16 protein-coding genes are annotated in these 20,756 nt (G+C 55.1%); 2 read left to right on the top strand and 14 right to left on the bottom strand.

Annotated features, from left to right (window positions below):
• Positions 1-819: 819 nt before the first annotated feature.
• From ACLEJW_RS04115 to tssB, 12 genes are all read right to left on the bottom strand, one after another.
• Complete coding sequence (locus tag ACLEJW_RS04115; protein ID WP_313294837.1) at positions 820-1,395, bottom strand: hypothetical protein; 576 nt, start codon at positions 1,393-1,395, stop codon at positions 820-822.
• Between the two features lie 246 nt (positions 1,396-1,641).
• The gene (locus ACLEJW_RS04120) at positions 1,642-1,929 is read right to left on the bottom strand and encodes a PAAR domain-containing protein (protein ID WP_313294836.1); all 288 of its coding nucleotides are present in this window, start codon (positions 1,927-1,929) and stop codon (positions 1,642-1,644) included.
• 71 nt (positions 1,930-2,000) lie between these two features.
• Positions 2,001-3,017 carry a formylglycine-generating enzyme family protein gene (locus ACLEJW_RS04125; RefSeq protein ID WP_313294835.1) on the bottom strand — a complete coding sequence of 339 codons (1,017 nt, stop codon included), beginning with the start codon at positions 3,015-3,017 and terminating at the stop codon, positions 2,001-2,003.
• Between the two features lie 21 nt (positions 3,018-3,038).
• Positions 3,039-5,306 (bottom strand): hypothetical protein, encoded by a 2,268-nt coding sequence (locus ACLEJW_RS04130; protein ID WP_440777025.1) that lies wholly within the window; start codon positions 5,304-5,306, stop codon positions 3,039-3,041.
• A gap of 17 nt (positions 5,307-5,323) precedes the next feature.
• Positions 5,324-7,831 (bottom strand): type VI secretion system Vgr family protein, encoded by a 2,508-nt coding sequence (locus tag ACLEJW_RS04135; protein ID WP_440777205.1) that lies wholly within the window; start codon positions 7,829-7,831, stop codon positions 5,324-5,326.
• Positions 7,831-10,485 (bottom strand): type VI secretion system ATPase TssH, encoded by a 2,655-nt coding sequence (gene tssH / locus ACLEJW_RS04140; RefSeq protein ID WP_313294832.1) that lies wholly within the window; start codon positions 10,483-10,485, stop codon positions 7,831-7,833. Before tssH ends, ACLEJW_RS04135 begins: the two co-directional genes overlap by 1 nt.
• Before the next feature lie 151 nt (positions 10,486-10,636).
• Complete coding sequence (locus ACLEJW_RS04145; protein ID WP_145186821.1) at positions 10,637-11,140, bottom strand: Hcp family type VI secretion system effector; 504 nt, start codon at positions 11,138-11,140, stop codon at positions 10,637-10,639.
• A gap of 16 nt (positions 11,141-11,156) precedes the next feature.
• Positions 11,157-12,878: an OmpA family protein gene (locus ACLEJW_RS04150; RefSeq protein ID WP_313294830.1), complete on the bottom strand. Its 1,722-nt coding sequence runs from the start codon at positions 12,876-12,878 to the stop codon at positions 11,157-11,159.
• Positions 12,879-12,883: 5 nt separating this feature from the next.
• Positions 12,884-13,564, bottom strand: coding sequence for a type VI secretion system protein TssL, short form (gene tssL / locus ACLEJW_RS04155; protein WP_313294828.1), 681 nt, complete (start codon positions 13,562-13,564; stop codon positions 12,884-12,886).
• A complete protein-coding gene (gene tssK / locus ACLEJW_RS04160) occupies positions 13,561-14,916 on the bottom strand; it encodes a type VI secretion system baseplate subunit TssK (protein ID WP_313294827.1) in 1,356 nt (451 codons plus the stop codon). The genes tssL and tssK overlap by 4 nt, the downstream gene beginning before the upstream one ends.
• A gap of 23 nt (positions 14,917-14,939) precedes the next feature.
• On the bottom strand, positions 14,940-16,478 hold the full coding sequence (gene tssC / locus ACLEJW_RS04165; RefSeq protein ID WP_440777026.1) for a type VI secretion system contractile sheath large subunit: 1,539 nt from the start codon (positions 16,476-16,478) through the stop codon (positions 14,940-14,942).
• A gap of 33 nt (positions 16,479-16,511) precedes the next feature.
• Positions 16,512-17,015, bottom strand: coding sequence for a type VI secretion system contractile sheath small subunit (tssB, locus tag ACLEJW_RS04170; RefSeq protein ID WP_313455360.1), 504 nt, complete (start codon positions 17,013-17,015; stop codon positions 16,512-16,514).
• Between the two features lie 679 nt (positions 17,016-17,694).
• Here tssB and ACLEJW_RS04175 point away from each other — a divergent pair.
• Positions 17,695-18,348, top strand: a complete 654-nt coding sequence (locus tag ACLEJW_RS04175; protein ID WP_313294822.1) for a TIGR04211 family SH3 domain-containing protein — start codon at positions 17,695-17,697, stop codon at positions 18,346-18,348.
• A gap of 68 nt (positions 18,349-18,416) precedes the next feature.
• Here the strand turns inward: ACLEJW_RS04175 and ACLEJW_RS04180 are convergent, their stop codons facing one another.
• Both ACLEJW_RS04180 and ACLEJW_RS04185 read right to left on the bottom strand, forming a co-directional pair.
• The gene (locus tag ACLEJW_RS04180) at positions 18,417-18,689 is read right to left on the bottom strand and encodes a hypothetical protein (RefSeq protein WP_145186841.1); all 273 of its coding nucleotides are present in this window, start codon (positions 18,687-18,689) and stop codon (positions 18,417-18,419) included.
• Positions 18,690-18,782: 93 nt separating this feature from the next.
• Complete coding sequence (locus tag ACLEJW_RS04185; protein ID WP_440777027.1) at positions 18,783-19,664, bottom strand: LysR family transcriptional regulator; 882 nt, start codon at positions 19,662-19,664, stop codon at positions 18,783-18,785.
• A 130-nt stretch (positions 19,665-19,794) separates the two neighbouring features.
• On the opposite strand from ACLEJW_RS04185, the gene argC reads away from it, so the two are divergent.
• On the top strand, positions 19,795-20,730 hold the full coding sequence (gene argC, locus ACLEJW_RS04190) for an N-acetyl-gamma-glutamyl-phosphate reductase (protein WP_440777028.1): 936 nt from the start codon (positions 19,795-19,797) through the stop codon (positions 20,728-20,730).
• Positions 20,731-20,756: the final 26 nt, after the last annotated feature.

Here is a 20,756-nt window from a genome sequence, read left to right on the forward strand (position 1 = left end):
AATACGTAATGTTTTTTGCGCTCTACTTGATTCACAGGCGCTGCTAGCTCCTCGCGAAGCTCGACACTCAGAGTGCCATTTTAGGTATTCGCCCTAAGGCTTAAGGTTGCCGGCAGCTGCAGACTCTCGTTTGTGAACAACCAAGCAAAAATTTTATATCACATTGCGCTGTCAAATGATTGAAACCACATGACCGACAGTATCAACCGGAACGGCTTTCTCGCTAACCATGGCGCATTTTTTTGTCCTGCGCCAGCCCCCTCTTCAAATAAGGAAATGTCCTACAAGCTTCAGGCGGAATGACAGATAGACTTCCATACCAGCACACCGATACCTCAATAAAACCATCTAATAGGAGCAACCTGAGGAACGACATCGCATTGATTTACATCAATAAATGGAATCTTTTTAACAAAACTTCCTACAGCATGTATTGGAAAGAATATCTCCAACGACGGTCGTAATTCGAAACTCCTAAACCCCAGCAGCAAAAGCACCAACGGACACAGGCACAACGAGCTCATCATGGTGGATGTTCACCAACCAAGATCCCAGCACAAGAAAGATTGCAAACCCAGCAATAGCCATCATAACCGCAAGCATCCACGCAAATATTGCGAACATATACAGCTTTATCCCGAACCAGGAAAAACAGGCGTTACTGCACAGCTGCAGAATATAAAGCCGTCAGAGCCACCCGCATTGACAAACTGCGCCCCCGCACCCAGCTCAATACTCTCCGAAGCAAGCGAAATCGCCAACCAAGGAGCTGCACTACCTGCTGACCTAAGCAATGAGTCCAAGTCATGAAAATATTTTTCATTGGCGCCATCCTCGCCTTAGGCTTGCTAACGCCATTCGCACTAAGCTGTCGTGACATTGATCAACTCCTGATCGCCATACATGCTCAACCGAGCATACATTTATAGGAGCCCATTCCAGCGCCTGCTGCCCCGACAACCCAACTTCCGAACCAGACTCACGCAAAAATTCCGGGCGATGAAGACAAGCTATCGGGTGTAATGACGGCGTGGGATTGCAGTTCCCTAACAGCAAGCCAGCCACTACTTCAGCAGTATCTCGCGATTCGTTCGGAGCAAATTGATATGCAACAACCAAGAGCAGACAATCATCATCAATTCCTAGATCAAGCCACTTATCAATAGCCACTAACCCCGCATCGACCCGTTCGAACCACTCAATTGCAAAACCATAATCGTCCCATTTTACTGATGAGAAATCACTATCCTGCCCCTCCAGACCTGAGTTTTGGCTTGCCAGAGAGATCGAATTCAGGCAGCTACTTACCAATATACGACTACTTACTTCAGATGAATTTTTGTATAATTGAAGCCAGACTTCATTTCCAGAACCACAGAACCCATCCGGACGCATTAAGCTCGAGTCGACCACCTGAAATATGGAGAGGTAATTTTTGTCACCGACGCGATGCAGCTCCCCCTCAAAATAGCCCCCCTTTTAATCCAACAGGAACGCCAACTAGATATTCGTCTCCGTTTTGGACCACCAACACTACTTGTCCGCCCTTGGCATCAACCCAACGAGTTTCGCCGGCGTACGCCCCGACCACGCAAAAGGCATGGAGAAAAAGCCCAATCAATCCCACAAGCTGCCTATTCATCAAGAACGTGCTCCGCATAACAGACCCCACTGAAGCGACGTGATCAACTCACAACCACAGGAACAGCAATGACCGTCTAAAGCAATGGGCCGACCTTTAACTTGTGAACCTGTATCCCCCTCTGCTATTTCATACACGCCGTGCCCAGGTATTGGACAAAAAACAGCATCACCTACACAAGCGACATCAAGCTGCATGAATTTCAATCCATGGGTGCCGGCAAGCACCATGCCTCCCGAAGACAGTTTGTCGCCAACACGAATAACTCCGCTCAAATCATTAAGCACCTAATAATAAAATCATTGCCGCCTTCCAGGCATCCTATATCTAAATGCTCCCTGAAATAGAGAGCTCGCCGCTACTCAATCCGATTGTGACTATCAACAACACACCGAGCCGTTTTATCGCCCAACACAATCATTTTATCTTCGGATGCATAACCATGCGGATTCTCAGGGGTTCTGTGCACATTCACTCCTCCTCCCCAGCTTGGATTGGCATATGCCTGACCACGTGTAACTTTTGTATCCCGGCCATAGTAGTCCTTGGTCACTGGTGTTTCCGGCCCCTGGGGGTCAATTTCAGGGGAGTACTGATAATAATTTTCGTCATACCAATCCTTAACCCACTCCAGCCCATTATCCGACATGGCATAAAGGCCCAACGGATTGGGGGGAAACCTGTCCACCGGCAAGGGCGTAAGCCCCTCCGTGCTCCACCCCATTTGTCTAGCAAAATCCCGACGATCTCGTGAAGTAGAAATGTTAATTCCTTTTGGTCCTCCCCCATATTTAGTAAAACCATCATTGGTCTGCTTATAAGTACCGTCATCAGTGGCCACCATCAAAAACTGCCCGCGGCTGCGTGCCGCGTACTCCCACTGGGCCTCCGTGGGTAATGAGAAAGGAAGATTGGACACTTTAGCCAGCCAGTTGCAATAGCGTTCGGCTTCATACCAGTCCATATGCGCTGGCAAATTAGGTAAAGAATTAATGTTCTTCCACTTCTCCTGTATCCCCCCCACTTCAAAAGAACGCAACTTAAGACCACTGCTCTTAAGATACATCTCAAACTCTTTATTTGAGATCTTAAATCTTGCAATAGAAAAGGCGCTCAACTTGACCTTATGTGCTGGCCGGCTGTCTCCATCACTATCATAAGACATTTGCTCCGGCCCATACTCTAAGCCATAATCCCCCATCAAATATTCACCTCCCTCAACAAACACCAAGTCCCTTTTTACTTCTTCGATAAAATGGTTCATCTCGATCGACGTTATCTCGAGCCCCTTATTATCTACTTCACTCGCCAACTGGTCACAGCCTGACAAACTCAAAAAAACCAGCAAAAATATAGACATTTTAAAAATTTTCACGATCACTCCAACTGAGCTTACTCAGACAACATCCGCATCACAAGGACCAAACTTGCAGCGTCGCGGGTAATTTGGATTAAGACCAACGCTTAGCTTATAATAAACCGTATCATTCATAGCGAGCGCATAACCAGAAGAACTAAACTCCTTCAACCGATCATAAATTATGGCTAATTCGCTTCGCTCATATTTTATCTCATAGAATTCTCTATCTCGATCCTTCCCTAACTTAAGAAAGTCTACCAAGCTTCGTTCATGCCGCTCGACGGCGTCCAGCTCAGCGTATCCTTCTGATGGGCCATTCCCTTCCGCATTGACACGAGACAATACTTTACGCCACTCCGGCTTGCTCTGAATACTTCTAAGCACACAAAGCACCGCCTCTTTTCGTTCGCCGTAGCGATCCAGAAACTCTATATTTCCTGGATCTACATTATCCCACTTACCATGACGCGTCAGGAGGTAAAGCAATATACCCTTAGCCTCAGGTGTGTGGCGCAACAGATCCAACTTTCGAGTGATAACATTTTTAGCTAACTGATTCCGTCGTCTCGAAGCATCAACACTTTTCTTCGTCTCATCAGCCAATTCATCAACCTGTTTTGTGAAATCATTTACGATTTTTTCAATCGGTTTTTTTGCGAATGAGTAATACTCATACACATCGCCTCCAAGGAGCTCCATCTGCATAACACAATACTTCGTATACACACTAAATGCATCAATATCCATGACTCTAAAAAAACCATAATCCCTTTGATTCAGTTGATAAATCAACCAAGCACCAAACTCTAGAAAAGTATTGCCATTCACTTCACAAACAAAACCACCTTTGGCACCTGCCCCTTTGCATAGAGAGGCTGCAAAATGAAAACAAAACTTCCCATTAATAAAAGTACAATGAAAACTCAATCCGGCACCCACCCCCGCTAACCCTGCAATACTGGGTCCTATTTTACAAAAATCGACGTACTCTCCACTGGTCTCCAGTATACCGCCATTTGTTTCCCCTGCCGCTGTCGGCTTTAACCATTGCAGTGATCCCGTCAGTGTTCCTTCCGCCCTCGCACCCGCAAAAGCTTCTGCCGAAAGTTTTATCCCTTCATCTTCACTGCTCATCTGCTTATGAAAATCGTAAGCTCGGCTTCTTCTTTCACTGAAACGTCTCAAACGACCAGGTTGACCCATGACGGTTTGCTGGTCACCACTCCTGACCACCTGGAATTGAGTCTCCACCTGAAGCGTCGCTCCAATAAATGCGGCCAAGCGAACGTTCAAACTCAGGCGCATCATCCCTAAATCAAACGGGACCTCGTTCTCATCAGAGGGATTAACTGTAAGCGCCCATCCGATGCGATCCGGGGCGTAAATTGAAAAGGACGCTATGCCGGCAGCCGCAGTCAAGCTGCCGCCACCCTCTCCTTTGATGGAGAATTGTTGCTTACGTGGATCAATTTCAACATTTGCTCCGAAATTGGAAACAAAGCGCATAAACTGTGCTCCGCCTTCAAAGTCAATATGATCCCCCCACTTTGCCTCACCTTGTGCGGCAGCATTCCAGCTATCCGCCCAGTCAAAAAGTGAACAATCCATACTCAGCGCCTCAGGATCAAAACCAAGGCCTGTCCATTTAACAACATCCTTCAGATCAATTTTTATTTTTGGCCAATTCAATCCGGCAAGTTGCCTCTTAAGCTTCTTGTCGTCTATACGTCGAATTTTTCCATCACTGCGTCGTTCAAAGATACTTTCAGCGCCGCCTTTTTTGTCACTACTTTTCAACGACACAGTATGGAGTTTTCTGCCATCCTTGCCTTCACTGTAGTAACCTTTTTTTACATAAACTACAGGCGCTCGTTTCTCACCCGCTTTTCTTTTAGCAGACTGACCACTAACAGGAATAAGCTCCACAACATCATTATATTTCATGTCTTGGGTAGAAAACTCACCAATTTTTTCTTTTAACTCTTTTCGCTTCAACTCCAATTTTTCCTCCGCTCGCACTACAGCATCATGAAATGACGCCTCAGGCGCTGCTGTGGTTTCTGCAGCAATTCCATATTTTTCAATTGCAACGGAGTAATTAATTTTTTCCTGATGAAAATCATTTACGCACTGCTGCATTTCCTTCCAATGCGCCTCAAACGCTGCAGCCTCACTATCAGCAATAAAGACCAACTCTTCGGCTTCCGGACAAAAATAACACTGCGCCGATTGATGATGAGCTACTACAACGGGTTTACTTTTGCAAATCCTATTCTCTGCTACTGAGATATCCGCACCGCTCATTTCCTATCACCCCGACGTTACTCAAAGAATAACTTTATGCTTTGAAGATCAACTCCATAGTGGGATTGTGTATAACCATTTCCATCTGTCATGCCTCTCAGCACGCTGCCATCAGCAGCTTCAATTCGATACCGTACATGAGGTTTTGGCTTGCCACTGACTTTATCTCTAACTTGAAAGCCACCTTGCATGGGATTGCTGTAAACGGGATCTTCCAGAATCATCGGTGCCAGGGCCTTCTCCAATGAGGCAGCGCCTCCCCAAGCGATATTGTCATTCTTGATATGCAGTTCACCCGGGGCGCCGATCTCAACAGATCCGTCTTTTATCTTGATATAGGCACCTCTGCTGACCAGAGTGATGCCGTGCTGCGCATTGAGAACGATCTCGCCGTTACTGCTATTTAAAGCAAGTTCCTTGTCCGCTTGTAACGTCATCGCATCGCTTTGTGCCTGAATGTCCACAGGGCCACGAGCCGCAATTAATCTGAGCCCTAACTTTTGAGCGAACAGACTGATTGCCTCACCTGCGGCCACGCTAAAACGTTTGAATAGGCTGAAGTCAGCACTGTCACCAGCCGTAGCTGTAATAGAGTTTTCTGCCGATAGTTGGATGTTTGCAGGTGTAACCATAGCTATCCCGGCAGGTGCCGAGGCAAGCAGTCCCGCATCTTTGAGCCGCGCCAAAGCCTCCCGTAGGCTCTGTTGGGCCTGATTATCAGCTGGCAATGCTCCCGACACAGCTGCGCTTTGCGCCAGTGCGTTCACCAATGCCAGAGCGTTATTGAGCTGAGCCAACGCTGCTCCCATCTCCAGCATTGTCCCTTGGGCTTGAGGCTGAGCATCAGCACTGATGAAGATGCCGCTGCCACCGCGCATGGCGACATGCCCATCAGTGCGCAGTTCTGCCCCCGCCCCTCGGGGTTTGCGCTCAGCGTCAACTACATGCCCCAGATTGAGCTGGCTCTTGCCACTGTGCTCGGTACTGAGCTTGATGTGTTCCTGCCCACGCGTATCGTCCATGCGCAACTTGTTGTTGGCCGGTGTCCGCAGCACGTTGCGTTTGTAGTTGCGCAGCGTCACGTGGTCGGGGTGTTCACTGTCGTGCAAGGCATGAGCGATGTAGGGCCGGTCTGGATCCCCTTGCTCGAACGCCACCGCCACTTCGGTACCGCAGATCAACGGCAAATGCAGGCCATGGGTGTCACCGGCGTAGGGGCGTGCCAGACGTAGCCAGACGCTTTCCTCGCCTGCTCGCCAGGTGTCCCGGTCGAACAGGAAGTTGACTCGGTAACGTCCCTCCATATCGATATGGCCGTAAGGATCGTTCTTCTGAGTACTGGTGACCCGCGCCGGCACCGTCCCGGAAATTTGTGGTTTGCCTTTGAAGTTCGGCCGAAAGCCTATCGATTCCGAGTAAGGAATCGCGTCGAACTTGGCCTCCAGGCTGCGATCGCGTGCTGCTTCGACGGTCATATGGGTAATGACCACCCCAGGTTCGAAGGCCTGTGGCGCGCCGCCAGAGACCGTCAACACGTGTCCTGGGGTAAGCGTCACGCTACTGCTGATGCCACTGCAACGCGTCTGGTCGTTGAGGTAGCGTTCATGATTCAGGCGCGCGTAGAAGTAGCCGCTTTCGCTGAGCAGATCCTCGTCCTGGTCAAGGGCATCGCCCAGCGCGGTGTACGGCTCGCCATAGTGGTAGCCCTCGCCATAAGTGGTGCTCGCACCACCGCTGTGGTCAACCTCGCCGTCCAGATAAGCGGCCGCCTCTCGGTGATGATAGGCACGCACGTTCACATGCTGCTCCACGACCTGATGTTCGACCTGCAGCGCCCACACGCCGTCCTGCGTATTACCGCTCAAACCCGACAACGGACGGTATGGCAACGTAACGCCGAACTGGTAATACCGTTGATGATCGTGAAACGTGACCACATCGATGGCGAGGCGATCATCGTGAGTGAAGCGGTACCAGATGCCGACCTCGGCCAGTAATCGGTCAATGAACACCAGATCGCTTTCACCGTACTGCATGACCTGTTCGCGCTTTGGATACTCGCGCGCCAGGTCGAACAAAAAGTGTTGCCCTTCGAACCGGTGGCGATTACGCAGGACACTTTCAACGATCTCCGGTACCGATTGATGCTGGTAGATCCGGTACTGCTTGCCCCGTCCGAGCAATGCCAGATGCGCTTCGAGCGTAACCTGGTAGCGCGCCTCATCGCGGGAGCCGGAGACGCGTTTGAAACCGGTGATCACGCCATGCAAGGTATGGGAAGCCGCGTTGACCATTAAATGCTGAGCGCTGGGATGTGACTTGCCCAGGTAGAAGCTCGCGTCCTTTGCAAGGATGTGCGCGGCCTCGATATCCTGCTCTGGAGAGGTGAACGCAATGGTGTAGCTGAAGGGCTGGCTCAGCCACTCTTCGCCTTTGAATGACAGGATATCGATTTCAGCGGCAAGGCCTTGGACTTCAAGCTGGTAGTGATTATGGGTCGAACCCGTTAGCGCGCTCGTCATGATCAAGCCCTCTGAGCAGCCAGCACTGCTGGCTGATGAGCATCTGCAAAGCTCAAGCTGATGCCAGTATCCTCGCAGTATCCAAGCGTCACGGCCTGGATGGGCTGGCCGAGCGCTTGCCGCTGGAGTAACTGCTGACTCAGCACCGGCAAAATCTGTTGATTGAGCAAACTATCGATGTTGCGGGCGCCGCTGTCGGGCAAAAGGCAGGCGTTGACCAGCGCATCGTAGAGCGATTCATCGATCTCACAGGGCAGGCCGTAATGACGCAGCAAGCGCTTGGCCACGTGATCGAGTTTGATGGCGACGATGCGCTTGAGTGCATTGGCCCCGAGTGGGCGGAAGATCAACGTCTGGAAGCGCGCCAACAGCGCAGGCTGGAAGTGCTCGCGTAACACGGGGCGCAATAATTCGTGCAGCGTCGTTTGCTCAATGTCTGGCTGGCGCTCGACACTGCTTTGCAGCAAGTCGCTGCCCAGATTCGACGTCATGAGGATGACCGTGTTGCGAAAGTCGATCTCCCTTCCTTCTGCGTCGCGCATGAAGCCGCGATCGAATACTTGATAGAACAGGTTGAGCACGTCGCGGTGGGCTTTCTCGACTTCGTCGAGCAACACAACGCTATAGGGACGCTGGCGGACGGCCTCGGTGAGTACGCCGCCTTGGCCGAAACCCACATAACCGGGTGGCGATCCCTTGAGTTGGCTGACGGTATGCGCCTCTTGGTACTCAGACATATTGAGCGTGATCAGCGACTTCTCACCACCGAACAGGCAATTGGCTAATGCATGTGCAGTCTCTGTCTTGCCAACGCCACTGGTGCCTACCAGCAGGAATGTACCCATCGGTGCCTTGTCGTCAGTAAGGCCTGTCCGAGCGGCGCGCAATCGTTGAGCGATTGCACGAAGCGCCAAGTCTTGCCCGATGACACGCTCGGCCAACTGATCTTCCAGGTTCAACAGGCTGGCCTGTTCGTCCTTCAGCAGACAGCCCAGAGGCACGCCCGTCCAGTCTGCGATCACCTCCGCCACGCTGCGGGCGCACACGTCGAGGGCCAGCAGGGGCCGACTCCCTTGTACGTCGCTGAGGTCTTGTTGAAGCTGAGCGCACGCAGCCGCATCGATCTGCTCGGCCTGACGAGCATTGAGCAGCTGGTGGGTCAGATCGAGCTCTTGCTGGTGCTGCACCGCCAATGCCCGTTGCTGACTTTCAAGTTGCCCCCGCTGTGCATCGATCTTGGCCAGGCGCGGCTCTGCCACCTTGCCAGCCAGCTGCGAGTCTTTTTCAATCGCCAAGCGCTCGGCGGCCAGCGCCGCCAGTTGCGTCTTCAACTGCACCAGTGCGTGGGGCTCACAATCCAGACTCATGCGAACTCGCGCACAGGCGGTATCAATGAGATCTACCGCTTTGTCAGGTAACCGGCGCCCGGTCAGAAAGCGTCGAGACAAGGTAACCGCCGCTTGCACTGCGGCGTCTTGAACATGCACGCCGTGAAAGCTGGCATAGCGTGCCTGGAGTCCTCGCAGCATCACACACGCATTGGCATCATCCGGCTCGTCGACCTTGATCATCTGGAAGCGCCGCTCCAGAGCTGCATCGCGCTCGAAGTACTGCTTGTATTCACTCCAGGAGGTAGCAGCAACAGTGCGCAACTCACCACGCGCCAACGCCGGCTTTAGCAGATTTGCCGCATCCGCACCGCCTGCCTGATTGCCTGCGCCAATCAACGTGTGCGCTTCATCGATAAAGAGCAGCACGGGCGTATCCGAGCATTGAACGGCGCCAATGACGTTCTTCAGGCGTTGCTCGAACTCACCTTTGACTCCTGCGCCCGCTTGCAGCAAGCCGAGGTCCAAGGTACGGATACGCACCGGCTTCAAGCTATCGGGTACATCCCCGCCGGCGATGCGCAAAGCCAGGCCCTCGACCAGCGCGGTTTTGCCAACCCCTGGATCGCCCACGAGGATGGGATTGTTCTTGCGCCGACGACTGAGTACATCGATCATCTGACGGATTTCATCGTCACGGCCAAATATCGGGTCAATCTGCCCTGCTGCTGCCTTGGCAGTCACGTCATGGCTGAACTGATCCAGTACAGCGACCGATGCTGCAGCACTGCCTGGGACGACCGCATCATTGGCCTTTCTTGGCTCTTCTGGCTGAGACATTGGAGACGGTTGAAGGCGACCCTCTTCGGAATGGCATTCAAGCAGCGTTTTGACTTGTTCGAATTGTGTAGGACCGACGCTCCATAACGGCCAAGCGGCTGCACACTTGAGTAAGTTGGGTGTTTCGAATAGCGCGGCCAGCAGGTGAACAGAACGCAACTGCTCACTGTCGAGATTCAGGGATGCCAACAGCCAGGCATCTGTGATCAGCTGCTGTACTTCACTGCTCAACTGAGGTTTACCAAGGGCACTGCGTGGCAGCGTATCGAAATGCTCGAGCAGCCCTTGCCAGATAGCATCTTTATCCCATTCATATCGGCGTGCAATGACGGCGAGATCACCCTCGCCTTGCTCAAACAGTTTCAACAGCCAATGCTCAACTGTGATATGACGGTGCCCACGTGCCTGGCATAGAGCCGCGGCCGCCGTAAGTGCTTGCGTACAATAGGCGTTAAGCCGACGTAGCAAGCGAGTGGGATCATGTGCCATACAGGGCATCCTTGTCGTCAATGACCAGCATGTGGCCACAGGTGCGAAGCGCATCTGTTTTATCTGAGGTGTACTCAGCTGAACGTCCGCGCACGGACGTTCAACCCAAGAGCCTGGAGGCCGTCAATGAAACGGAAGCGACGTTCCTTTATCATCCAGCCGCAGCGGCGCCAGGGCGTTCATTCCAGGAGTCCGAGTGGATGATGTTTCCATCCTTGAAAGCCCACGTGATTTTTTCGTAGCGCAGCTCGACCAACTCCAAGTGATTGTGTTTCTCTTTGGCGGGGTCTTTGACGTCATGCATTTTCGGCGCAACTTTTACGACCTTTACGTTTTCCAGCTTGGTATTGAAGTATTCAACCTCCTGGCCGGCATCGTTGATCCTGTACCATTTGAATTCCGCTACTTTAAGTGTTTGTCCAGTCGTCACAGCCTTGTAGAGATAAGGCGAAGAGCCGTCGATCTCTTTAGTGAATACGAACGGCGTATGAATGCGCGTACCGGTCAATTTGCCGGTGTTGTTATCAGTGGGGATATAAAGGGTGTGATCTTGACCGACCACTTCAATACTGCCCTCACGATCTTTTACATCCACCGAGCCTTTGATATCGGCTCCGCCATCGTCTTTCAGCCACAGATAAACAGGGATAGCCATTTAGAAGTTCCTCATTTCAAGCGTTGGGAGTCGCGGAGTGCGACAGGGGTTGCAATCCCGATGCCGTAGTCGAGGACTGACAAGCCCCCGCCTCCGGCACCAGGCGAATTTCGACTCGGCGATTGGCCGACCGTCCTTGTTCCGTGTCATTGCTTGCAACGGGCTCGCTTGCGCCCAAGCCTTGTACTGCGAAGCAGTTGCCCGGTATGTCACCCATGTGTTGAATCCAGTCATGAACCGCAGCGGCGCGTGCTCGCGACAAGCGCAGGTTCTGTTCATCACTACCGGTCGCATCCGTGTGGCCCGTGATCACGATTAGCCACCCTGGCTGGGCCTTGATCCCCGCAAACGCATTCACCAGGAACTTGGTCGACTCTGGCTTCAACTGCGCGCTGCCACTGTTGAACAGCGCCAAGCTGTCCAGACGAATCGTGCGCGGCTTGTCAGGGGGGCCTTGAGGCATCACCGGGATGCGGTGCCCGTTGATCGTAGCCAGCACTGAAGGCCGTAATCTTTCGCCTTGATAAAGCCCGATTCCCATCGACCACGGCTCTCCCTGGCGATAATAGTGATCCAGGCGATGTGCATCCCGGCGCAGGACTATCAGAGCTCCCTGACGCTGCGACCCTTTTTCCGCATCGGCGCTGCGCGAAGCGCTGGTGTAGCGCCGCAGATCATCGGTGACCTCACGCACCAAGAGCGTGTTCTGCCTCGCCGAGCTGATCAACGCGACGCAAGCCGCCAGTGCGAACAACCAGACCCCTATCACCACAGCCCTACTGCGCGGGCTGTGTTTGATTCTCCCGGGCAGCAAATGGAGCAATGCATCAGGAAAAGGCAACGACGCCTTGCCATGATCAGCCCCACCACTGAAGGACAGGCCTGTCCGCTCTGCTAGCCAGCGTTGCCAGAGGTCGTTGCCACGCGCCCCCTCAGGCCTGGGAACGAATGCAACCGCGACAGCTAATGCAGTTGCGATCCCGTGATAGGTATTTCGCAGGCGCATTTCCGGCAAGCACACTGCGTTCAGCCAACCGATGGCAGCGTTCAACTGCACCGTAATCCGTAGTCGATCAGCTTGGCGCTCGGGACCTTTGCCCCTGCGCTGCCATTCTGGCAGGCTCAGGCATTCACCCCCCTCTCGTACTCGCACACTCGACGCTTTAGCCTCCCAGCTGAACCAGGGCGAGGCCCCCATTGCACTCTGGAAATAGCTCACAACCAGCAGCGGCATAACCTGTTTGCCCGATATCGTGACCTGGTGGCGCAAGCTTTGTATCTGGCTCGCAAGCACTGCGCCGTCAGAATGGGCGCTGGGATTGACGAGCCACATGACGCTGAGCTGCCCGTGCCACTCTGGCCGCTCGAGCAAGAGATCGGCCACGGTTGCGGGCAACTGCAAAAGGTCGGGCACTGGCACATAACACCCCTCACCTGTAACCCGCAGCGCCAACTGTTCAGCAGACGAGGTTCCAAACAGTTCGGCCAAGAAATCGCCGACCACTAGAACTACGGGATGACGATAGGACCCAGCAGGCAGGCTTACAGAACCGATCCTTTGCTGCGCTGTACGTCTTCCTGCAGCACGCGAAATCCGCCGCCAAGCCAACACCACCAAAGCAGCGACTGCCAGAACAGCGAAGGCTTGAACTTCTACAGGCAGCGGCAACGTGGCAATTACCAACAAGGACAGTACACCGGCCCATAGCCAAAGCCTTTGTTTGTGTATCTGCGGCATTACGCTCACTCCTGCACCGGCAAGAGTGAGTCCACTGCCTGGCTTAACGCGTAATCCAGCCCCCACCAGGCACCCACTACCAGGGCAGCGGCCATGACGATGTGGATCAGAGGAGCGCGCAGCCATCCGAAGATAGGCATCCGCGGGCCAGTGCCTGACGGGATGACCAGCGAGTGGCTAATGCCCATAGGTGGCACCGCGGCAGAGATGGCGGTAGACAACTGCTGTCGCTCTGGGTGATTGACATCTCGGTAGCGGCCGAGAAAGCCGAGCATCAGTACCCGGTGAAAGACCGTGAGTACATGAGGGTGCACCGTCGCGTCACTTAGCGCAGCGCGCATATCTTCATAAAGCGATTCCCCCGCCTGGTGGCTGCTGAAGAACTTCGCCTGCAAGGTCTCCATCACCCAGCCCTCATGGGCTTGCCCCTCGGCGCAAGCAAGCACCGTCTCATCCAGCAGGGCACATTGCGCATGACTGATCAGCTCAATGCTACGGTGATCCATACCGCCCTGTTGAAGCATGGCTCGCACATGTTCTATATCAGCAACGCAACGTGACCACAGCGCTGGATTGGCGTGCGCCTCTTTACCGTGTCGCAGCTCGACCACCAACAGATAGGTGTCCTGTAGCAGTGCATCGATGTCCACTTCGGCTGCGATGGTCTTCTGCCTTGCACGATTCATGAGCGAAGCACCGCGAACAATTCGAGTTGGACATCCTGAAATACACTCGGGACATACACCGCACAGTTCCCATCGGCCAGCATGGCGCGACCTTTTGCATGGCTGAGGTCAACCGCGAAGTACTGATTCTCCAGGCGCAGCGGTATTGCGGCGGGCACGTGGCTCAAAGGTGTCAGAGGGACGCCATCGAGCGCAGCATTGACCAAGTGGTCGACATCATCCGGGCAGCCGATTTTGCAAAGCCGTGGGAACTGGCTTTGAACTTGAACGGCAGGCAGCCGGCAGCGGACCGACAAATAGAAGTCGGCACCTCCAGGTTCCCGCAGACGCGGATCGTTCAAAGCAACCTGCCAGCGGTTTGCGCTACGCGATTCCAGGACCAACGCCAACATACGAGACGGAAGACTTGCCTCTAGCAAGCTGTAAAGGATGCGCATCAACGGTGGGAAAACCGCCTCGAGATTCGCGTGCTGGTAGGCAGGAATGTCTTCCACGTGCTGGTCGAGCGAGAAGGTCATCAGGCCGCCAGCGAACTTCACCAGTTGCTGGTAAACCTGCTCGGGATGTCGACCAGGCTGCGCCTTCAGGTCAGCGAAAACAGGCTGGTACGTATTCAAGGCATTGAGCAACCAGAACAACGTGACATCCGCAACGGCGAAGTCGGCCATGCGCTCATTGCTCTCCCGTCGCATACCCATCAAGCGCTCACGCTTGGCGCACAGTTGGGTCAGCAGGTTGTCGAGTTGAAGCAGCAATCCAGCATGCGCATCAAACTTCAGCAATGGCGGGATGTAGGTAACGTCGACGGCCCATCCATCCTTGCTATCACGCAGCAAACGAGCCACCGGGCAAGTCAGGTAATCCGCGTTATCGTCATCAGCCAGACGCAAGCTCAACGCCTGTTCGAGCACGCTGATCGACTGCGACTCACCGGTGTAGAGATCCTTGATTTCACGCCATGTCTGGTGATACCGGATGGGCCGCTGCGCGCAGATCCCTTCGAACAGGCAGTTGTTACCATTGGCCTGCTCCAGTGGCAAAGCGAGCACAACCGTTACCGTCTGGATATCAGCGGGCATTACCCGAGAGAGGTCCAGGGCACTGGGCAGTCGATCCAACCGATCGGTGTCAATCAAAGTACCGTCCGGCAGACACAGCTGAAGCCGAGTAGCCATCAGCTTGCCCAACCTCAGTGCATCGGCATCGAATGCCACATTTCGGATGCCCCACGGATGGACCAAGGTCAGTGAGGCAATACTTTGATTGGCCCACGATTCATAGCGTGCCTGCTGTTGAAACTGCTGCGCAGACAACACCACGCCGGACGCCCATAGAGGTCGATCGATCTTCACGCCATAAACTCCTGCAACCGCCGTCAAGATGTTGCTTTGGGCATCTGCGAAACCAGTGAGAGATTGATGTCCATACCTTCAACCTGGAAATGCGGTACAGCGAACAACTTGACCCTGAAGAAGCCGGGATTGTCGTCGATGTCCTCGACAATCACCTTTGCTTCCCTCAGTGGATGCGAGGCTTGCAAATCATCTCCAGGGTCCGTCATCTCGGTAACCAATCCACTCACCCATCGATTGAGTTCCAACTCCAACAGGCGCCGGTCTTTGGTGGTGCCAATGTTCTCGCGCTGGATCAATTTCAAATAATGAGCAATACGCGAGAGCAGGAACACATAAGGCAGGCGCGCATTGATACGGCTATTCGCCGTGGCCTCGGCCGTGTCGTACAGCGCCGGCTTGTGGGCTGAGTTAGCAGAAAAGAAACAGGCGTAATCACGATTTTTGTAGTAGGACAGCGGGATCAAACCCATATTGGCAAATTCGAACTCCCGGGTTTCGGGGATCATCACTTCCGAAGGAATCTTGACTTGACTACCGGTTCCCATGTCGTACAAGTGGATCGGTAAGTTCGTGACTGCCCCTCCGGACTGCGGCCCTCGAATCTGCACGCACCAACCATTGGCGATGAAACTCTTGACCATGTTGGCCGCAAACGCGAATGTTGAATTTACCCACAGGTATTTGCTGTGGTCCGGCCCTTTGACGCGCTCTACGTAGTTGAAAGAACGCACGGGGTTCGTGTCGGGCCCATAAGGCAGGCGACCTAAGACACGGGGCATGGTCGGCCCGACGTAACGCGCGTCGTCACTTTGGGCAAAGGCGTGCCACTTGATGTACTCAGCGCGATCCATGTAGTTCCCGATGTCTTTGATCGCGGCAACTTCCTCCATGGTGCGCTTTCCGAAGAACGCCGGGCCAACCGAGCACAAGAACGGCATATGCGCGGCAGCGGCCACCTTGGAAACATTGCGCAGCAGCGCGATATCTTGCGGACCTCGTCCAAACTCGTAGTTCGAAACAGCGGCTGCGATCGGCTCACCACCAGGTGTATCGTATTCCTGGGTATAGGTGTGCAGATACAGCCCGCTTTGCGAAATTTCTGGCGCGTCCTCGAAGTCTTGCGCCAGATGGTCCTTACTGATATCGAGCAGCTCAATACGAACGTTTTGACGAAAGTCCGTCTGGTCAATCAACGACTTCGCGCCGCGCCAGAGTCCTTCGACCTTCTGGAAATCCGGGTGATGCATGACCGCGTCCAACTGCCCGCTGATCTGTGCATCAATCGAAGCGATGTGCGCATCGAGCAAGGCCCTGTCGAGTTTCTCCACCTTGGGAGAAACCTGCTTGAGGCGTTCCAGAAAGACACTCACTGACGCCGTCACACGCTCGTTGACGGTTGCCTCCGACAAGGCATCCACACTCTGGTAGACCTCAATACCGCCCATCTGATCAAGTGGCTCAAGGTTTATTCTTTCGAATAGCGCGTGATAGACGCTTTGCTGTTCTTCCACCTGCACAGCCGTGCCACGCGATTGCGCAGAAGATTGTTCTTCGGACATTGTTAGCTTCCCGCCTGTCGAGATGATGGTTTTCTAGTAGCCGCTTTGCGGTGCAAGAGCAGCGAGTTCCTTGCGGAGCTCGTTACTCAGCGCTTCATCTTTAAGAATGCGCTCCAGTTCGGCTCGGAACGTTGCATTGTCGAGAAGATTGGCCTTCAACTCACGCAGCAAGTTTCGCATCGCCAGCAGCGCACGCAACTGGGGAATCTGTCGAGCAACCTGCTCTGGCTCGAAGTCCCTCATGCGCTGAAAAGTCAGTTCGACCGGGGTCTCGGCACCGTCGCCCGACAGCGTATCTTCAACAACAAGCTTGAGACGCGGAGAAAGATCGGACAGCACGCTATCAAAATTTTGCTTGTTGATATTTACCTTCGGCCGCTCTGACAGCGGGCGCTGCTCCTTGCCATTGCTGTAGTCCCCCATCAGCATGAGTTTGAGCGGAAGTTCCACCTTGCGCTGAGCACCGCCCGTATGCAGATCAAGCTTGATGTTCACGCGTGCCTTGGGCACTTCGTTCTGAAAACTGTTTGACGCCATACCGCCTCCTGCGAATACCTGGCGGCAACCGACGTTATCTATAAACGCCGCCGCCCCCTGAACTATAGGATGAAACTTTGAATACGGGTATATGAACGCCAGTACAGCCGGAAGCCTTTCCCTCGACCACAATGACGGATCTTTTCAGGTGACGCCAGCCCTTTAGAGAAATAAGGAAGCTTCCTACAAGCTGCGCCCAAAAACGACCACAAAGTCCTCATGCCACCCCACCACCGCGTTTCAATAAAAGCAACTTGAACTGCATCGACGCATTGACCTAAATCAAAAAGTGGTCATTTCGACGATATATTCACTCGCAGAAAAAATAAACACAGTGTTTGCAATTGCACATTTGAAGTCAGAGACTTCCTCATTACGTGAGCAAGCCCAACTTACCGAGGTGTCCCTACTAGGCACCCGCATCAACCCGACCCGGCAACTAAACCGTTACTTAAAGTTATTGCGATCACGGTTACTTCTTCCAAGCTCGCCTCAATGACGAGTTGCCACTTCCAACGCGAAACTTGGCGCCAACCTGACCATTTTCCGACGTCAGGTACTGAACCTGCCCCGAAAATCGCGGTCTGTCCCTGACGGTCAAACAACCGACCAGTTCGCCGGCCCGTGGCTGCCTTCCCAGCCCCCGCGCCTATATTTCCCGTTCCAGCGAAGACCCGACATGCCTGAATCCCGCCCAGCCTCCCCCGCCTTCCCTGCCCTGCGCATCAGCCTGCTCGCCACCTTGCTGGCCCTCGCCGTCCCGGTCCATGCCGAACAAGCGCCCGCCAGCGACGCCCGCTGGGTCAGCGACAGCCTGAGCACCTACGTGCGCAGTGGTCCGACCGACGGTCACCGCATCGTCGGCACGCTCAAGTCCGGCCAACCGGTGACTCTGGTTGGCAGCCAAGGTAACTACAGCCAGGTGCGTGGACAGAACGGCGATCTGGTCTGGATTCTCACCAGCGACCTGCAATCGGTACCCGGCCAGAACGAGCGCCTGCCGCAACTCGACGCCCAGGTTGCCGAGCTTTCCGGACAGCTCAAGAACATCGACGACAGCTGGAAGAACCGCGTGCAGGGCATGCAGGAAACCTTGGACTCACGCAAGCAACTGATCGACGAACTGCAAGCGCGCAATCAGGCGCTGAACGAACAGCTTGACCAGAGCCAGTCGAGCTTGCGCGACACCCAGGCGCGGTTGGGCGACGAGAACAAGCAAGTGATGATGCGCTACATGGTCTACGGCGGCAGCATCGCTGGTGCCGGCCTGCTGGCAGGCTTGATCCTGCCGGCGCTGACCCGTGGACGTAAGAAGAACGACCGTTGGTTCTGAACGCTTAGCCAAGCCGGCATGACGGCTTCTTCGTGATCAAGCCGGGAAGAAGCCGCCGAGCCGACCCTCTACTTGCCGCGTGCCTTGTTGTAAATGGTCTTGGCCCGATCGGCCGACGCTTGGCATTTTTCCATGTCGCCTGCTTTCTGGCCGTCTTTGGCCTGCTTCAATAGCGCTTTGAAGTCATGCGCCATGCCGCCATGCAGCCCCGGACCATCGGCCTTGTGGATGTCTTCCAGCTCTTTGATCTTGGCCGCGCAGTTGCTCGCGGGATCGGCGTGAGCGGTGAAACTCAGTACAGACGCAATCACCAGCAGAGGCACATATTTCATGGGTTTCATGGAGCGTTCTCCTGGAAATCAAATGGATCGTGTTGGTGCATCGAGCTCAATGCAAACAGCAGCATAGCTGAGCCCAGCAAGCTCGCTGCCGGGCTATTGCCGCACGCCCTGCAATGCCTCCAGCACGCGCGCGGTGGCTTGTTCGATTGGCCCCTCCCGGCAAGCGATACCCAGCTGACGCCATAAACCTGGGCGCAGCGGGCGACGCACGATACGCCGGTCCAATTGCGCTGCCTCGCCCTCCTGGGGTAATAACGTGGCGCCGTAGCCCGCGCCGACCAGGCTTTTGATGGCATCGTTGTAGTTCAACTCGATGCGCGGCTCAGGGAACAACCCTGCCGCTGCGAACCACTCGCCCGTCACGCGCGACAGTTGCGTGCTGCTGTCATTGAGAATCAATGCACGCTGGCCGAGCCATGCCGGTGTGATCCTGGCGGGTGGCTGCCAATCGGCCGGCACGTAGGCAAGGATCGGATCGCGCCGCCAAGGCGTGAGGGCAATACCTTTACCCGCAACCTGGGGCAGCGCTACCAGGGCGATGTCCAACACGCCTTCGCGCAGGTGCGCCAACGACGCCTGGGAGGTGAGTACCTGCACCTGCACATCGATGCCGGGATGGGTAAGGCGCAGTTGCTCAAGCGCTTGTGGCAACAGATGCGCGATAGCGCCGGTCGACGCCCCCAGGCGCACGCGACCGCTGCGGCCCTCGACCTGGCTGCGGACCTCGTCCAGCGCCAGGTCGGCATCGGCCAGCAGGCGGCGCGCACGGGCCAGCAGGGTTTCACCGATAGCCGTGGGCCGCACCTGCTGGCGATTGCGGGTCAGAAGCGTGGCACCGACCCGCGACTCCAATTCCGCCACATGCAGGCTGATGGTTGGCGGCGCCAGATTGAGCTGGCGTGCCGCCTGGGCAAAGGAGCCCAGGTCGGCTATCGCCACCAACGTGCGCAGGCGGTCAAGGCTGAGTTCTCGCATTGGTGTGGCGTCCGGGGGTCGGGGATTGCATACGATTCAGAAAATATGAACGTGCGCTTCACGATATTCAAATTTTCTTTATATCGAAGGCAAGCGAGCATAGGTCACATCTCTACGAGCGGAATCGACAATGCATACCCCACTGGTTTTCATCGATGGCGACCAAGGCACCACCGGCCTGCAAATCCACGCTCGCCTGCACGGCCGCGAGGATGTACGCCTGCTCACCCTGCCTGCCGACGAGCGCAAGAACCCGCAGCGCCGCGCCGAGGCCATCAACAGTGCCGACATCGCCCTGCTGTGCCTGCCGGACGATGCTGCCCGGCAAGCTGTACAGGCCATCCACAATCCAGCGGTGCGGGTCATCGACGCCAGCTCTGCGCACCGCACCACGCCGGGCTGGGTCTACGGCCTGGCGGAACTCGACAGCGGCCAGGCCGAACGCATCGCCCAGGCCAAGCGTGTGAGCAATCCCGGCTGTTACCCGACCGGCGCCATCGCCCTGCTACGCCCGTTGATCCATGCAGGCCTGCTGCCGGCTGACTATCCATTGAGCATTCATGCCGTCTCCGGCTACTCAGGGGGCGGTCGCGCGGCGGTGGAGCGGCACGAAGGCTCGAGCGCGCAGCAGGCGCCACAATTGCAAATGTACGGCCTGGAACTGGCCCACAAGCACGTTCCGGAGATTCAGTTGCACAGCGGGCTGGCGGCGCGCCCGATGTTTCTGCCTGGCTACGCGGCGTATCGCCAGGGCATCGTGCTCAGCATCCCACTGCAACTGCGGCTGCTGCCTGGTCAAGCCAGCGCCGAACAGGTGCAGGCTTGCCTCGAACGGCACTACCAAGGTGCTCGCCATGTGCAGGTCATGCCCCTGCACCAGCACGGTCCAGCGGCACTGCTTGACCCTCAGGCCCTGAATGACAGCAATGACCTGCGCCTGGCGCTATTCGCCAACCCGGAGCACGGCCAGGTCGTGCTGACCGCCGTGTTCGACAACCTGGGCAAGGGCGCCTCGGGCGCGGCGGTGCAGAACCTCGACCTCATGCTCGCGGCGATGCGCGACTAAAAAGGGGTTAGACTGTGCCCCCCACG

This window comes from Pseudomonas sp. SMSB3 (assembly GCF_052041965.1).
Lineage (GTDB): Bacteria > Pseudomonadota > Gammaproteobacteria > Pseudomonadales > Pseudomonadaceae > Aquipseudomonas.

Bases quoted from the DNA above. Each gene is read 5' to 3' on its own strand.
- ACLEJW_RS04115 (WP_313294837.1), bottom strand. From the start codon at position 1,395: ATGCGTCCGGATGGGTTCTGTGGTTCTGGAAATGAAGTCTGGCTTCAA.
- ACLEJW_RS04130 (WP_440777025.1), bottom strand. From the start codon at position 5,306: ATGAGCGGTGCGGATATCTCAGTAGCAGAGAATAGGATTTGCAAAAGT.
- tssH (WP_313294832.1), bottom strand. From the start codon at position 10,485: ATGGCACATGATCCCACTCGCTTGCTACGTCGGCTTAACGCCTATTGT.
- ACLEJW_RS04145 (WP_145186821.1), bottom strand. From the start codon at position 11,140: ATGGCTATCCCTGTTTATCTGTGGCTGAAAGACGATGGCGGAGCCGAT.
- ACLEJW_RS04150 (WP_313294830.1), bottom strand. From the start codon at position 12,878: ATGCCGCAGATACACAAACAAAGGCTTTGGCTATGGGCCGGTGTACTG.
- tssL (WP_313294828.1), bottom strand. From the start codon at position 13,564: ATGAATCGTGCAAGGCAGAAGACCATCGCAGCCGAAGTGGACATCGAT.
- tssC (WP_440777026.1), bottom strand. From the start codon at position 16,478: ATGTCCGAAGAACAATCTTCTGCGCAATCGCGTGGCACGGCTGTGCAG.
- tssB (WP_313455360.1), bottom strand. From the start codon at position 17,015: ATGGCGTCAAACAGTTTTCAGAACGAAGTGCCCAAGGCACGCGTGAAC.
- ACLEJW_RS04175 (WP_313294822.1), top strand. From the start codon at position 17,695: ATGCCTGAATCCCGCCCAGCCTCCCCCGCCTTCCCTGCCCTGCGCATC.
- ACLEJW_RS04180 (WP_145186841.1), bottom strand. From the start codon at position 18,689: ATGAAACCCATGAAATATGTGCCTCTGCTGGTGATTGCGTCTGTACTG.
- ACLEJW_RS04185 (WP_440777027.1), bottom strand. From the start codon at position 19,664: ATGCGAGAACTCAGCCTTGACCGCCTGCGCACGTTGGTGGCGATAGCC.
- argC (WP_440777028.1), top strand. From the start codon at position 19,795: ATGCATACCCCACTGGTTTTCATCGATGGCGACCAAGGCACCACCGGC.